The sequence below is a fragment of the Microcoleus sp. PH2017_09_SFU_O_A genome (genome assembly GCF_020738625.1).
Lineage (GTDB): Bacteria > Cyanobacteriota > Cyanobacteriia > Cyanobacteriales > Microcoleaceae > Microcoleus.
Window position 1 is genome coordinate 1 of the sequence record NZ_JAEQCF010000056.1, and the last position, 14,407, is coordinate 14,407.

Annotated in this window: 11 protein-coding genes; 7 read left to right on the top strand and 4 right to left on the bottom strand. The window is 45.9% G+C overall.

Translation table 11 applies throughout. The features are described from left to right. The coding region (locus tag JGK16_RS20815) for an ISAs1 family transposase (protein WP_293192339.1) at positions 1-321 on the bottom strand (321 nt) is incomplete at its 3' end. A gap of 222 nt (positions 322-543) precedes the next feature. Between JGK16_RS20815 and JGK16_RS20820 the strand changes: the two genes are divergently transcribed. Further along, positions 544-1,587 (top strand): isochorismatase, encoded by a 1,044-nt coding sequence (locus tag JGK16_RS20820; protein WP_293192337.1) that lies wholly within the window; start codon positions 544-546, stop codon positions 1,585-1,587. A gap of 243 nt (positions 1,588-1,830) precedes the next feature. Here the strand turns inward: JGK16_RS20820 and JGK16_RS20825 are convergent, their stop codons facing one another. Continuing rightward, positions 1,831-2,853 (bottom strand): cysteine peptidase family C39 domain-containing protein, encoded by a 1,023-nt coding sequence (locus JGK16_RS20825; RefSeq protein WP_293192335.1) that lies wholly within the window; start codon positions 2,851-2,853, stop codon positions 1,831-1,833. A gap of 482 nt (positions 2,854-3,335) precedes the next feature. Between JGK16_RS20825 and JGK16_RS20830 the strand changes: the two genes are divergently transcribed. After that, positions 3,336-6,104, top strand: coding sequence for an HAD-IC family P-type ATPase (locus JGK16_RS20830; protein ID WP_293192333.1), 2,769 nt, complete (start codon positions 3,336-3,338; stop codon positions 6,102-6,104). Between the two features lie 585 nt (positions 6,105-6,689). On the opposite strand, the gene JGK16_RS20835 is transcribed toward JGK16_RS20830, so the two are convergent. Further along, positions 6,690-6,845, bottom strand: a complete 156-nt coding sequence (locus JGK16_RS20835; RefSeq protein ID WP_293203384.1) for a hypothetical protein — start codon at positions 6,843-6,845, stop codon at positions 6,690-6,692. A gap of 94 nt (positions 6,846-6,939) precedes the next feature. On the opposite strand from JGK16_RS20835, the gene JGK16_RS20840 reads away from it, so the two are divergent. Next, complete coding sequence (locus tag JGK16_RS20840) at positions 6,940-7,323, top strand: response regulator (protein WP_293176957.1); 384 nt, start codon at positions 6,940-6,942, stop codon at positions 7,321-7,323. Between the two features lie 5 nt (positions 7,324-7,328). Beyond that, on the top strand, positions 7,329-8,672 hold the full coding sequence (locus tag JGK16_RS20845) for an adenylate/guanylate cyclase domain-containing protein (protein ID WP_293176955.1): 1,344 nt from the start codon (positions 7,329-7,331) through the stop codon (positions 8,670-8,672). Here JGK16_RS20845 and JGK16_RS20850 read toward each other — a convergent pair. Then, positions 8,666-8,860, bottom strand: coding sequence for a hypothetical protein (locus JGK16_RS20850; protein WP_293203386.1), 195 nt, complete (start codon positions 8,858-8,860; stop codon positions 8,666-8,668). The genes JGK16_RS20845 and JGK16_RS20850 overlap by 7 nt on opposite strands. Positions 8,861-9,427: 567 nt before the next feature. On the opposite strand from JGK16_RS20850, the gene JGK16_RS20855 reads away from it, so the two are divergent. The 3 genes from JGK16_RS20855 (at position 9,428) to JGK16_RS20865 (ending at position 14,230) form a co-directional block, all read left to right on the top strand. Then, on the top strand, positions 9,428-10,825 hold the full coding sequence (locus tag JGK16_RS20855; protein WP_293176953.1) for a CmpA/NrtA family ABC transporter substrate-binding protein: 1,398 nt from the start codon (positions 9,428-9,430) through the stop codon (positions 10,823-10,825). A 190-nt stretch (positions 10,826-11,015) separates the two neighbouring features. Next, positions 11,016-11,861: a nitrate ABC transporter permease gene (gene ntrB, locus JGK16_RS20860; RefSeq protein WP_293176951.1), complete on the top strand. Its 846-nt coding sequence runs from the start codon at positions 11,016-11,018 to the stop codon at positions 11,859-11,861. 368 nt (positions 11,862-12,229) lie between these two features. Then, positions 12,230-14,230: a nitrate ABC transporter ATP-binding protein gene (locus tag JGK16_RS20865; protein ID WP_293192331.1), complete on the top strand. Its 2,001-nt coding sequence runs from the start codon at positions 12,230-12,232 to the stop codon at positions 14,228-14,230. Positions 14,231-14,407 lie beyond the last annotated feature (177 nt).

Below are 14,407 nucleotides of genomic sequence, written 5' to 3' on the forward strand. Positions count from 1 at the left end.
TTCTCCTGGATTTAAGCAGCTAATAGATTGAATCCAACTCAAAAAACATTTCTGAAATTGTTCCGGATTCAGGCGAGAAAATACTCGCGCAATTGTGTCATGCGAAGGTATGCCATTCGGCAATTCTAAAAATTTTTTTAACCATTCATATTTGGCTCGCCCATAACTTTCGATATCGACCCATGTATCAGCGCCGCAAATCACGGCACAAATTGAGAGAGTGATAATATCAATTAATTGATGATGTCTCGTCCGCTCGACTCTTGGGTCTTCTAGATCAAAAAAATGGTCGGCGATGGTAATTTTAGGTTTGAGTTTCATACAGGTGAACCCTAATTAAATGTTTTGTAGTTACTCAATAATTCTTGTCCAATATACCATATTCTGTTAATATAAAGTTTAGATGCGTTCGCCCTGCTCTCCCCTTGAGGGAGAAATTAAAATCAGAATATTCATTACTCCAATCCTCTTCCTTCTAGGTAGAGGTAGCTCTCAAACTGTCAACTGTCAACTGTCAACTGTCAACTGTTGAACATATCAACCATGACCACAAAAACACAACTCCCAATTCCAGAATATTTCGATGCCCATAAAATCAGTCAAATCTGGCGAGTTCCCTATCAAGAAAGAGCGAATGAAGCTAATAATTGGGCTTTAAAACATAGTATTCAGCCAGCAGCTAGCGACGAAAAGCGAATTTGTTTGCTAATAATTGATGCCCAAAATACATTTTGCGTACCGGAATTTGAACTATTTGTCGGCGGGCGTTCCGGTAGCGGTGCTGTTGATGACAACCTGCGCCTATGCGAATTCATCTACCGCAACTTAAACGCAATTACCACGATTGCGCCGACAATGGATACGCACACCGCCATGCAAATTTTTCATCCCATATTTTGGATCGATGATGCAGGCGAAAACCCCATTCCCGCCGCCACATTAATTACTCTGGAAGATGTGCAGCAAGGAATTTGGAAAGTCAACCCAGCCGTCGCCGATAGCATCGCGGGTGGGAATTATGCGGAACTACAAAAACACTGCCTTCACTACGTACAGAAACTCAGCGACAATGGCAAATTTCCCTTGACAATTTGGCCGTATCACTCGATGCTGGGTGGGATTGGACACGCCCTGGTTTCTGCGGTGGAAGAAGCGATATTTTTTCACAGTATGGCGCGCCACAGTCAAGCACTTTTTGAGATTAAAGGTGGGAATCCCTTAACTGAAAACTATTCGGTTTTGCAGCCGGAAGTCTTAGATGGGGCCGACGGAAATCCGATTGCTCATAAAAATGCTGGGTTTATTGATAAGTTGTTAGAGTTTGATGCGGTAATTATTGCGGGACAAGCGAAGAGTCATTGTGTTGCTTGGACGATTGATGATTTGTTGACTGACATTGTGGCGCGGGATTCTATGTTGGCTAGGAAGGTTTATTTGTTGGAAGATTGTACTTCGCCGGTGGTTGTTCCTGGTGTTGTTGATTTTACTGAACAAGCAGATGCGGCTTTTTTAAGATTCGCGCAGGCGGGGATGAATGTGGTTAAATCTACTCAGTCAATTGATAGTTGGGCTGGTATTTGTTTGTGAGATATTTGATGAATGCTATGATACAATACGCTTAACTGAAAACCGATTCCCCTAACCCCCCCCTTAAAAAACAGGGTGGTTTTATTGTCGTTAGACAAATTAGGTACGTAGTTGCGCTTCAGCGCTCTTTATAATATTAGGAAAGAGCGCTAAAAGCCCGGGTTTTTCGTGAGGATTTCAGTCCTCAAAAACTTAAGAGGACTGAAGTCCTCACTACAAACTTGAGCGCGGTATTTTTTATAACTATTTTCCATCCAATCTCGGCACTCCTTCCAAGAAAGGGCCGCTCAACATTAACTCAGTCATTCTATCTAATTTGCCGCTGACTTTCATTTTTTTGTCTGTTTGAAATCGCTCGATGTCTGCTGGCAAATTACCAGAATTATATCCTAACTTAGTCAAATAATCAACAGCCTGTTTGTCACTTAACAACATATCCGTAGCACGAAAAATCGGCACGTACTCCTCCCGCCAAATCATGGCAAAAGTCGCCCTGTCTAAATAGAAAATCCTGCCCCGCGCCGGATCTCCAATCGCTGCTACACTGTCATTCATTCCCAGCAAAGCCACGGCGTGCGGTAACTTCCGAGGGCCGTCAAACAGCCAAACCGCCAGCACGCCAGGGCGATTAATTTGCTGCATTTGCTCCCAAGTCGGCCTCAATTCTATTGCGTTCAAACCCAACGCTCTTGCTGCTACGATTAACTGCGGCATCGAAGTTCCCAAGCGACTGGTTCCTGCTAAACGCGCTACACTCGATTCCGTCGCCTCGATTCCCCAACGCCTCAACACGGTTGCTAGCGCCGCAGGCGCACAACTGCTGCTAGATGTTTGCCGAAATACACCGTTTGGCTGCAAATTATCGATTAAATCAGCGTAAATTGGCTCCAAAAAATAGGATTCAGCGCTTGTAAATCCTCCCAATCCCAACAAGCCAATTAAAATTACTGCGATTACTTGCGATCGCGCCGTCAGCCAACTTACAGTAAACCCAATACCGCAGACTCCCATCAGCATCACCCGCAGCAGAGTCCAAGTTACTCGCATCCCATGGAATCGCCACTCGATCGGCAAAACAGGCATTTGAGGCAGATTTAACGCCAGCAGCAGCAAGCCAAAGTAAAAACCCAAAAACAGCAGGGCGATCGAGTTTCGGCCCTTAAACAGATCGTTAGCCGTCACTCCCGATCGCACTAACGCCTTTCCTGCGCGCATTCCCCAGACAAACAGCGCCGAACCCAGCAGCAGCGTTACCACTATTTCCATGAGATCACAATTTTGTTCCTTAGCCTAGGTTGTAACACGCGCGCACTCGCGATCGCCCGTGGAGGAATCGCAGAATCGGAAAATCTCACAGCAGAAAACTGCCAAATAAACAAGACAAGGAAGACATATACCAGTGGATAGTTGACAGTTACAGAGTACGGAAATCAAACTGTTTATGCTAAATTGTTCAGGAATCTATACAACCTAAAACTTGCCATCTGTCAAGAAGTTGAGTAGCTTTTTTTACCTGTTCGGAAAACTCCCAAAAAAGATTTAGCACCGAAAAGAATTTCCCAAACCAATTGGCAAAGACAGACACATCTGCTGTAAGATAGATTGAAGTCAAAACGCCTTCAAACAATTAATCAACCCTATTGTCGCTCAATATATTCACGCTCCAACGAGCGAGGAGTTGTATTGAGCGCGCTGATTCAATATCGATAAAAGAAAGCTCGCCAAACAACAAAAATCCAGGAAAAATTATGCCAGCAAAAGCCGCCAACGATGTAGACGTAGCAGAGCAATATTGGCACTACTTAGAAAGATCCAAAGTTGCAACTCAATTAGAAACCAATCTGGAAAACGGTATCGATCCAGCAGAAGCAGCCAGTCGCCAACAAAAATTCGGGCCAAACGAACTAACAGTTAAAGCAGGGAAACCAGCCTGGTTAAAATTTATACTGCAATTTAACCAACCCCTCCTGATAATCTTACTGAGTGCCGGTTTAATCAAAGCACTGATTGGAGAATGGCTGAATGCCAGCGTAATTTGGGGCGTAACAACTACCAACGCTATTATCAGTTTCATCCAAGAAGCTGGGGCTGAGAAAAAAATCGATGCCCTAGCTAAAGCTGTTACCACAGAAGCCACAGTCATTCGAGGTGGCAAGAAATTAAGAGTTCCCTCAAAAGAACTTGTTGTGGGCGACTTAGTAACCCTGACTTCCGGTGACAAAGTACCCGCCGATTTGCGCTTAGTGAAAGTCCGCGACTTGCAAATAGATGAATCTGGACTTACAGGCGAATCCGTTGCTGTTGAAAAACAACTCGGACAGGCGGGAAACTTGGTTTTGCCAGAAGAAACGCCGCTCGCAGAACGCGATAACATGGCCTATGCTGGCAGTTTTGTTACCTTCGGCCAAGGTAGCGGTATCGTAATTGCGATCGCCAATAAAACCGAAACCGGCAAAATCTCCCAATTGCTCGATCGCCACATCGACCTCACCACGCCCCTCACCCGCAAATTTAATCAATTCAGTCAAAACTGGCTGCTATTTGTCCTCGCAATGGCAACCTTGACCTTTGCAGTGCGTTTAGGGCGACCAGTCCCAGCCGGAGTTTCAGCCTTTAAAGAAGCAGTCGAACCAGCAGTCGCCCTCATCGTCGGCGCCATCCCCGAAGGCCTCCCCGCCGTCATTACCGTCACCCTCGCCGTCGGTGTTTCCCGGATGGCCGCCAAACACGCGATCGTCCGCAAACTCCCCGCAGTAGAAACCCTCGGCGGCGCCACAGTCATTTGTTCTGACAAAACCGGAACTTTGACAGAAAATCAGATGACAGTGCAAGAAATCTATTCTGGTGGCAAATCCTACTCCGTTACAGGTACAGGTTACAGTCCAGAAGGCGACATTGAACTCAACCAACTACCAATTAGTGTCAATCAATCTCCAGCTTTGCAAGAATGTTTGCAAGCCGGAATGATCTGCAACGACTCTCATTTAGAATTCAAAGATAATGATTGGATTGTCGTCGGCGATCCGACAGAAGGAGCTTTAATTGCAGCAGGTAAAAAAGCAGAACTCAGCCAGCAAGTCTTGGAAAAATCCATGCCGCGCCTCGATTCAATTCCCTTTGAATCTCAGTTTCAATACATGGCGACACTGCATCGAACTCCGACAAGCGACAAAATTTTGTATGTCAAAGGTTCCGTCGAATCAATTCTCACCCGCTGCGCTGAGAGTCTCGACACTGAAGGAAATTCGACAGAAGTCGATCGCCAGCAAATCCACCACCAAGTCGATGCAATGGCCGATCAAGGCTTGCGCGTCCTAGCTTTTGCTAAAAAAATCGTTCCCCACGAACAGGGATCCGTTGCTCACTCAGACGTAGAATCAGGGCTAGTTTTCCTCGGACTCCAAGGCATGATCGACCCGCCGCGGGCCTCTGCGATCGCCGCCGTCCAAGCCTGCCAAACCGCCGGCATTCAAGTTAAAATGATTACCGGCGACCACATCGCTACCGCCAGGGCGATCGCCCGCCGCATGGGATTCCGCAAAACCAAACACAATAGAGAACTTGTAGCCTACACCGGCGCCCAACTCGCCGCCATGGACAAAAATGCCCTCGCCGAAGCCGTAGAAGCCGGCTCAGTTTTTGCGCGCGTCGCCCCAGAACAAAAACTGCGCCTCGTAGAAGCTTTGCAGCAAAAAGGCGAAATTGTGGCGATGACAGGAGACGGCGTTAACGACGCCCCCGCCCTCAAACAAGCCGATATCGGCATCGCAATGGGTAGCGGTACGGAGGTTTCTAAGGAAGCCGCCGACATGATTTTGACCGATGATAACTTTGCGTCGATCGAATCTGCGGTAGAAGAAGGGCGATCGGTCTACAAAAACCTACTTAAATCCATCAGCTTCATTCTCCCAGTCAACGGCGGAGAATCAATGACAATTTTGCTCAGCACTCTACTCGGCCGAGAATTGCCGATTTTGTCGCTACAAATCCTCTGGCTGAATATGCTCAACTCGATCACCATGACTGTGCCCCTTGCTTTCGAGCCCAAGTCTCCCGGAGTGATGAAACAGCAGCCGCGCCCAGTCAACGAACCTTTCCTGACTGAAAATCGGATCAAACGCATCTTAGCTATTTCTCTGTACAATTGGACAATAATTTTCGGAATGTTTGAATGGGTGCGTCAAGCCGATTGGGGAACTTTGCCACTAGCCCGAACAATGGCGATTCAAGCTTTAGTAATGGGCAGAATTTTTTACCTACTGAGTCTCAGCCAATTGTTACCTTCTTTGATGGCTAAATTTAGCGGTTCTCAGGAAAAAGTTAGCGGAGCTCCCGCCCTCGGTGTCGGCATTGTCGTAGCTGTAATTTTGCAGATTATCTTTGCTAATTCTCCGTTTATCAATCGCATCTTCGAGACAGCTCCAATGAACCTAGATCAGTGGCTGATTTGCTTCGGCGTCGCCCTACCAATGATCGGTGTTGCGCTATCTGTCAACCGCTTCGATCCGCCAAACTAATAGGATTCAGCCTTCGCTAAAGGTTCGTAGTGAGGAATGCGAGTCCGCATCCATGACGCTTGACTCGCATTCCTCACTACAAACCAATGATGGTTTATTATCAAAAGTGCGATCGCGTAATATCAATTCCGTTAGCATCGCTATTATTCATCTCTCTCTTCACTCCCTCTGCATCCTCTGCGGTAAATTATTCCGATAAAAAAACAATTATTGTTATATACATACACCGAAGCCAAAGTCAAGCTCAGAATCAAGAATTAATACTCAAAATAAATTATAAATATCAACCAAATTAAAAAAATTCTGATATACTGCAAAGCAGTTGTAAAGATAATGAAGTTTCTGCTTCAGGAATCATTTTCTTGTCTCTACTCCATTAGGTATCTCTACATTCAGATCCATCAGGTCTGACAAAGTTAGCAACTAATATCATGTCCAGTCGATTCGTGCTGGTTGAAATCGTGCATCATTTTCAACAATCTGTAGGGGCAGATTAATCAATATCCCAAAGCGCGCAAACAGGTTAAACAAACCCGCCTCTAACCACAAAAAAGCCCCGAACTATATTAGTCTACAATTTAAAATTCAACAAATCAAGCATATATTTAAACCGATTAACATCAATTTAAACAATGGTTCAGCAATTGATTTGCGTCGCGGGTTGCTCCGCCAACAGTTACCGCAAAGAATTGGTTTAAAGCCCCAAGCCCGATCGAGAGAAATTAAAATCAGACTATTCATTCCTCCAATTCTCTTCCTTCCTTTGTCAAGTGCTATCAACCGTCAACCGTCAACCGTCAACCGTCAACCGTCAACCGTCAACTGATTAACTACCATGTCTAAACCCGTTATTTTGTGTGTTGATGATAAAACTGTAATTTTGGAAAGTTTGAAAGCCAAATTGAGAAAAGCACTAGGCAGTTCCTATGCTTATGAATTTGCCCAAGATGCTGAAGAAGCGCTAAATATTGATGAATTAAATAAACATCATATTAGCATTTTATTGGTTGTCTCTAATTGGCTAATGCCCGGAATGAAAGGCGACAAATTTCTAATTTCAGTTAATGAGAAAATTACTAAAATTGTCAAAATTTTATTGACAGGACAAGCAGATAAAAAAGCTATCGAGCGGGCTTATGCAGCAGCTAAGGTAGATAAATGTTTCTTTAAACCCTGGTCGCCCAATCAGTCGATCGATATCGTCAAGTATGGATTATAAAAACTATGACAAAAGTTGCAAAAAAACCTGTCATTGTTTGTGTAGATGATGAAATTACCATTTTGACGAGTTTGAAAGCGGAATTGAGAAAATCATTTGGAGAAGAGTATCGAGTCGAGATCGCTGAAGGGGGAGAGGATGCGTTAGAATTGCTTGGAGAATTACTTGAAGATGGAGATGAAATTCCCTTAATTATTTCCGATTACATTATGCCGGATATGAAGGGAGACGAACTTTTGCGCCGCGTTCACGAACTTTCCCCAAAAACGCTGAAAGTAATGCTGACGGGTCAAGCTACTATTGAAGCGGTTACTAATGCGGTCAAATACGCTAAACTCTATCGATACATCGGTAAACCTTGGCATAATGAAGATTTAAGACTAACGGTAGCAGAAGCAGTTCACAGTTACATTCAAGATAAGAAACTGGCAGAAAAAAATGCTAAACTTCTAGAAATGAATCAAGAGTTAGAAGCGCTGACTCGCCAGCAAGCTAAACTAATTGCGGAACTTCAAGAAAAAGAAAGTTATTTGCAAGCACTCAATGAATCTTTTTTACGGTTTGTTCCCCGTCAGTTCCTTCAGTTATTGGAAAAAACGAGTTTTCTTGATATTCAATTAGGCGAACATATTCAGCAAGAAATTTCGGTGTTGTTTTCTGATATTCGAGATTTTACAAGTCTATCAGAAATGATGACGCCGGATGATAATTTTAAGTTTATTAATGGTTATCTCTCTCGGATGGAACCAGCAATTATTGAAAATCATGGGTTTATTGATAAATATATTGGTGATGCAATTATGGCTTTATTTAGTGGAGATGCAGATGGGGCAGTTAGGGGTGGAATTTCGATGCTACAAAGACTAGCTGACTATAATACCACGCGCACGATACCGGAACGTCCGCCAATTAAAATTGGGATTGGTATTAATACTGGGACATTAATTCTAGGAACGGTGGGTGGTGCATCTCGGATGGATGGTACTGCGATCGGGGATGCGGTGAATTTAGCATCTCGTTTGGAGGGATTAACCAAACAGTACGGTGTGCCTTTGTTGATTAGCAATCGCACATTTATGGTATTGAAAAATCCGGGAAAATATCACATTCGTTTGATCGATCGCGTTCGAGTCAAGGGGAAGTCCGAACAGGTAGCTGTGTATGAGGTTTTCGATGCAGATTTACCCGAATTGCGAGAGGGGAAGTTAGCCATGAAAAGCACTTTTGAACAGGCGATCGTTTTCTATCATTCCTCGGATAAAGAGACTGCCTTTCAACTGTTTGATAAATGTTTGCAAGCTAATCCTGGGGATATGGTTGCGAGGATGTATCTGCAACGCTGTCAGTAATGTAGATTCAAGGGGCTGCGCCAAGAGGGCCTGCCTGGGTTCTTGGTGGCGACAAACCAGACTCGACCAATACTGCTGTTGGGTGGCTTTGTACAGGTTTTTACGATCGCACGATTTGAATTCCCGATCGCCATTTCAATCCCTAAGGGCGATCGACTGTTTTTGATGATAAATTTTCTGCATAACATTATTGTACCATAATTCTGTATCGCAGAATACTTTTTTCTGGTTTTGCCAAAAATTAGAGAATTATTAAGTAATATTAATGAGTGGTGGCAGCCTAATTTCCGGCTTATTGACAATGAGGTGGGAACCCCCTCAGAGGGTATTACGCTAAAACTCTTATAAGCAAAGGAATTTTATGCAAATATTGCGCGAATTAAAACCCGACCTGCAAAAAAAACGGCTACTTATTGAGAACAACTGCCTAAAACATTTACTTATAATTTAAATTTAATATTTGTTTTATAATCACAGCAAGAGTACGGTAAACTGAATAAACAAGCCAATTAAATGTAGAACTCGCTTTTGGCGAGTTAACACAACTTGGCCGATCGCAATATTGAGTTAATCAAAAGAGTCAAATCAGCAGGGATATCATAAAAACTTATTGTTACCATAAGTTTTTTCATCCTTACTGCCAACCTGCGCTTAAAACAGTTCTCTAAGCCTAATTTAGCGAACAGCAATAAAGTGCTTTGATAAACTTCAGTGATGTCGTTACAGAAGATTATGTATTGGAGCGAGGCTAGGCTATGACCAAATTTTCAGAAAATTTTTCTCGGCGCAAATTTATAGTTACAGCAGGTGCATCTGCCGTCAGTTCCATACTGCTCAAAGGCTGTTTGGGAAATCCCCCCGAACCCGGTGGAACTGCTGATGGTGGTGCTGGTGGGGCTGGAGGAGCCCCTGCTGCCACATCAGCAGTTGCTGTGGCCAACGAGAAAAGAGTAGAAGGCATCGAAAGCACGAAGATTACATTGGGATATATCCCGATCGTCGAATCAGCGCCTTTAATTATTGCCCAAGAAAAAGGCTTCTTTGCCAAATACGGCATGGTAGATGTCAAAGTCGCCAAACAAGCCAACTGGGGTTCGGCCCGAGACAACGTAGAAATCGGCTCAGCAGGCGGTGGTATAGATGGCGGGCAGTGGCAAATGCCGATGCCATACTTGATTAGCAAAGGCCTGATCACCAAGAATAAAGCCGGCATCCCGATGTACGTGCTGTTACAGCTAAACACTCAGGGAAATGGAATTGCGATCGCTGCCAAACACGAAGGTAAAGGCCTCGGACTCAAACTAGAAAAATCCGCCCAAGACTACATCCTCGGACTCAAGAAAGCAGGTACGCCCTTCAAAGCAGCCTACACTTTTCCCAAAGCCAACCAAGATTTATGGATTCGCTACTGGCTAGCAGCTAACGGCATCAATCCCGACGTAGATGTCGAGTTGCTAACAGTACCGGCGGCCCAAACCGTGGCCAACATGAAAACCGGCAGCATGGACGGTTTCAGTACAGGTGACCCCTGGCCCCTACGGATTGTCAAAGAAAAAATTGGCTTCTTGTCCGCTTTAACTGCCGAAATGTGGAAAGGACATCCAGAAGAATACCTCGCAATTCGCGGCGACTGGGTAGACAAACACCCCAAAGCTACCGAAGCGCTGTTAGCAGGAATAATTGAAGCGCAGCAGTGGTGCGACAAACCAGAAAATCGTGCGGAATTGGTGTCGATTGTTTCTGGCAAAAACTTCTTTGACGTAGCTCCTGGAGTGTTGCTTCCTCCTTATGAAGGCAAGTATATCATGGGCGACGGCAAGCCCGAAATCAACGACTTCAAAATGAGTACGCTGTACTGGAATGATGGAGTCGGCAACGTTTCCTATCCCTACAAGAGCCACGATTTGTGGTTCTTAACCGAAAGCGTCCGCTGGGGTTTCTTGCCAACAAAAACCTTGGCAGATTCTAAGACAATCATCGATAAAGTCAACCGAGGAGATTTGTGGAAAGCTGCGGCTAAATTAGCCGGAGTTGCTGAAGCTGACATTCCGGCAAAATCGACTCGTGGTGTTGAGAAGTTCTTCGACGGCAAAGAATTCAACCCGGACAAGCCCGAAGATTACATCAAGAGTCTGGCAATTAAAAAAGCGTGATGGGTTAAACAGTTGACAGTTGACAGTTGACAGTTGACAGTTGACAACACAGTTTTTAGAAGCGTGCGATTTAAACCTCGTTCTAAAAACAATCCGCTTCCGTGGGGATGCGAGACCATTGTTAGTTGGTAAAAGCTTCGCATAACTTAAGTCTCGAAAAAAAACAGCAGAAACACAGGAGATTAGCAAGATGGCTGTCAGCACAAATCGGAGAGGCGGAGTCGATGTCCAAGGAGTTCTTGGCGAGTTTTGGAAAAAGAATTCGTCAAATATATTGCCGCCAATTTTAGGACTTTTAGGGTTCCTGCTAATTTGGCAATTCCTGTCGGGTACAGGAATCATCAAGTTGCCACCCCCAACTAGCGTTTGGACTGACGAACGGACGCGGATTTTGTTGATGTATCCTTTCATGAACTCCAAAACCTACGGAGTCGGCTTATTTTGGCAGACTATGGCTAGTTTGGAACGGGTAGCAAAAGGCTACACTCTCGCGGCCGCTGTGGGCATTAGCATGGGAGTTGTGGTAGGTACGAATCCCTTCCTGAACAAGGCTTTAGACCCGATTTTCCAGTTTTTGCGGATGGTAGCACCTTTGGCTTGGGTACCGATCGCCCTGGCTGCACTTCAACAAAACGAACCGGCTGCTTTGTTCGTGATTTTCATTACCTCTGTTTGGCCGATTTTAATCAACACGGCTGAAGGTGTTCGTCAAATTCCTGACGATTACAACAACGTGGCGAAAGTGCTGCAACTTACTCAGAAGGAATATTACATCAATATCTTGTTTCCGTCGGCGCTTCCTTATATCTTCACCGGATTGAGAATTGCGATCGGTTTGGCTTGGCTGGCGATTATTGCAGCGGAAATCGTGATGTCCGGGATTACAGGTATTGGCTTCTTTATTTGGAATGCTTACCAGCAAAACTACATCAGTGAAATTCTCTTGGCGGTGTTCTACATTGGGGCTGTTGGTTTGATGCTCGATCGCCTGATGGCATGGTTGCAGCAAAAAATTGCTCCCTCTCAAGGCAAATAAAAACAGTTGATAGTTGACAGTTGACAGTTGACAGTTGACGGTTGACAGTTGACAGTTGACAGTTGTTAGCTAAAAGCTAATATCAAGTCCGGTAAAATAACTGGGAACCCATATCCAAGAGGATCTGCCTCGGCTGGAAAATCGAGGCAGAGCCTCCTGATTATGTGTTACCAGGCTGTGCCTGATAACGAGTTAAAGGAGTAGCAGAACTTCAGTCCTCAGCTTTTTAAAAGAATAGAACTGAAGTCCTCACTACGAACCAATATTATTATTGCAGTTGGGCGATCGGCATAATATAAAAGCTAACGGTCAACAGTCAAAAATAATCGAAAAATCAAGGACAAACCTACAAAAAAGGCAAGAAAACCATGTCAGTTTTGATTGCGGTAGAACAAGTCGGAAAAACATTTAATTTAACAGACGGCGGTACATACGTAGCCCTCAAAGGGATCGACTTAGAAATTAAAAAAGGAGAATTTATCTCCTTAGTCGGACACTCGGGTTGTGGCAAATCCACTCTGCTAAATATGGTGGCAGGTTTGGATCTGCCCACAGAAGGATTGGTGACGATCGACGGACAAAGAATCACTCAGCCGGGCCCCGATCGCATGGTGGTGTTCCAAAACTATTCGCTGCTACCTTGGCGGACAGTCAGAGAAAACATCACCCTGGCCGTAGACTCAGTAATGAGCGGCTTAGCTAAAGCCGAGCGCCTCGACATCATCCAAAAACACATTGACATGGTGGGCTTGGGCCCCCACGCCGAGAAGCAACCGGCACTACTATCAGGCGGACAAAAACAGCGCGTGGCGATCGCCCGTGCCCTAGCCCTGCGTCCCAAACTGTTACTCTTAGACGAACCATTCGGCGCCCTAGACGCTTTGACTCGCGGCAACTTGCAAGAAAAGTTGATGGAAATCTGCCAAGAGTACGAAATTAGCGCCTTGATGGTAACGCACGACGTAGATGAAGCGGTGCTGCTGAGCGATCGCATCGTCATGCTCACCAACGGCCCAGAATCGAAAATTGGCGGCATCCTCGAAGTAGACATCCCCCGCCCCCGGGTACGTATGGAAGTAGTCTCGCACCCCAGCTACTACGCGCTGCGGAGCGAAATGATTTACTTCCTCAACCAGCAGAAACGGGTGAAAAAACTGCGCGCGCGGAAAGTACCGGCGATCGCCCGCCACGGCCTAGAAAAAGTCAACCTCGAACTCGGCTTTATCCCCCTCGCAGCCTGTGCTCCCCTCGCGATCGCCAAAGAAAAAGGCTTATTTGCCAAACACGGCCTCGATGAAGTGCATCTCGTGCGCGAAACAAGCTGGCGCGGCATCGTAGACGGCATCGCCGCCGGATACCTAGACGCAGCCCAAATGCCCTCTGGGATGGCAGCGTGGTTGAGCTTAGGAGGCCACCAAGAGAAGCCCATAGCAACCGTTACAGCCCTCACCATGAGCCGCAACGGCAACGGAATTACCCTGGCCCGTCGCTTCTACGACCAAGGAATCTACACTCTGGCAGATTTCAAAGAAATGCTGCACAGAACCCCCGCCCAAACTCACCGCATGGGCATCGTTCACCCTTCATCGATGCACAACCTGCTGCTGCGCTACTGGCTGGCTTCCGGTGGCATTGACCCAGATCATGATGTTTCACTGAAAAACATCCCTCCAGCCCAGATGATTGTGGACTTGCAAGGTGGGACGATTGACGGTTTCTGCGTCGGCGAACCTTGGAACTTGCGCGCGGCGATGGAAGGAGTCGGCTTTACCGTGGCTACGGATTTGGAACTGTGGCCTGGACACCCGGCAAAAATTCTGGGAGTTCGGGAAGACTGGGCGAATGCTTACCCCAACACTCACATTGCTCTAGTGAAAGCTTTGCTAGAAGCTTGTCACTATTGCAGCGATCCGGCCCACGCTCAAGAAGTTTCCGAAATTGTGGCGGGACGGGAGTACGTCGCTACTGACAAGAGTTACATCCAAATTGGCGATTCCAAATCTACTGCTTGCGATCTTGATACTCCGATGCGGGAATACGCTCACCACTTGTTCGCCGGCGACGGGGTGAACCGCCCAAGCCGTACCGAACAGTTGTGGCACATGGTACAGATGGCGCGTTGGGGCGATACAGTCTTCCCCCGCAACTGGGTAGAAATTCTGGAACGGGTGGTGCGAGTCGGCCCCTTCAGTACAGCAGCACGGGAGCTGGGAATGTCTGATATTACTTACACTCGGGGTTCTCTCCGTTTGTTTGATGGCTCGGTGTTTAATGCTGAAGATCCGATCGGCTATCTCAACAATCTAGCGATTAAACGCGATTACACGATGGCTGAAGTGATTCTGGATTCGGGCCGCAGAGCTGCTTAGGATCTGTTGAGTGTCCGCCCCAGCCGGTGGAATGCTTTCCACCGGCCAAATGTCTAATGGTGCTCTGTGAGTTTTGAGATATCAAAAGGTCAAAAAATTGCTTAGTTCTCGATCGCCCCTGTCAAAGACTTATCAACTCACAAGTCAGACAAGAGGAATCAGAAATCACAGCGATTG

Coding starts and splice junctions, on each gene's coding strand:
- JGK16_RS20820 (WP_293192337.1), top strand. CDS start 544: ATGACCACAAAAACACAACTCCCAATTCCAGAATATTTCGATGCCCAT.
- JGK16_RS20825 (WP_293192335.1), bottom strand. CDS start 2,853: ATGGAAATAGTGGTAACGCTGCTGCTGGGTTCGGCGCTGTTTGTCTGG.
- JGK16_RS20830 (WP_293192333.1), top strand. CDS start 3,336: ATGCCAGCAAAAGCCGCCAACGATGTAGACGTAGCAGAGCAATATTGG.
- JGK16_RS20835 (WP_293203384.1), bottom strand. CDS start 6,845: ATGAATAGTCTGATTTTAATTTCTCTCGATCGGGCTTGGGGCTTTAAA.
- JGK16_RS20840 (WP_293176957.1), top strand. CDS start 6,940: ATGTCTAAACCCGTTATTTTGTGTGTTGATGATAAAACTGTAATTTTG.
- JGK16_RS20845 (WP_293176955.1), top strand. CDS start 7,329: ATGACAAAAGTTGCAAAAAAACCTGTCATTGTTTGTGTAGATGATGAA.
- JGK16_RS20850 (WP_293203386.1), bottom strand. CDS start 8,860: ATGTTATGCAGAAAATTTATCATCAAAAACAGTCGATCGCCCTTAGGG.
- JGK16_RS20855 (WP_293176953.1), top strand. CDS start 9,428: ATGACCAAATTTTCAGAAAATTTTTCTCGGCGCAAATTTATAGTTACA.
- ntrB (WP_293176951.1), top strand. CDS start 11,016: ATGGCTGTCAGCACAAATCGGAGAGGCGGAGTCGATGTCCAAGGAGTT.
- JGK16_RS20865 (WP_293192331.1), top strand. CDS start 12,230: ATGTCAGTTTTGATTGCGGTAGAACAAGTCGGAAAAACATTTAATTTA.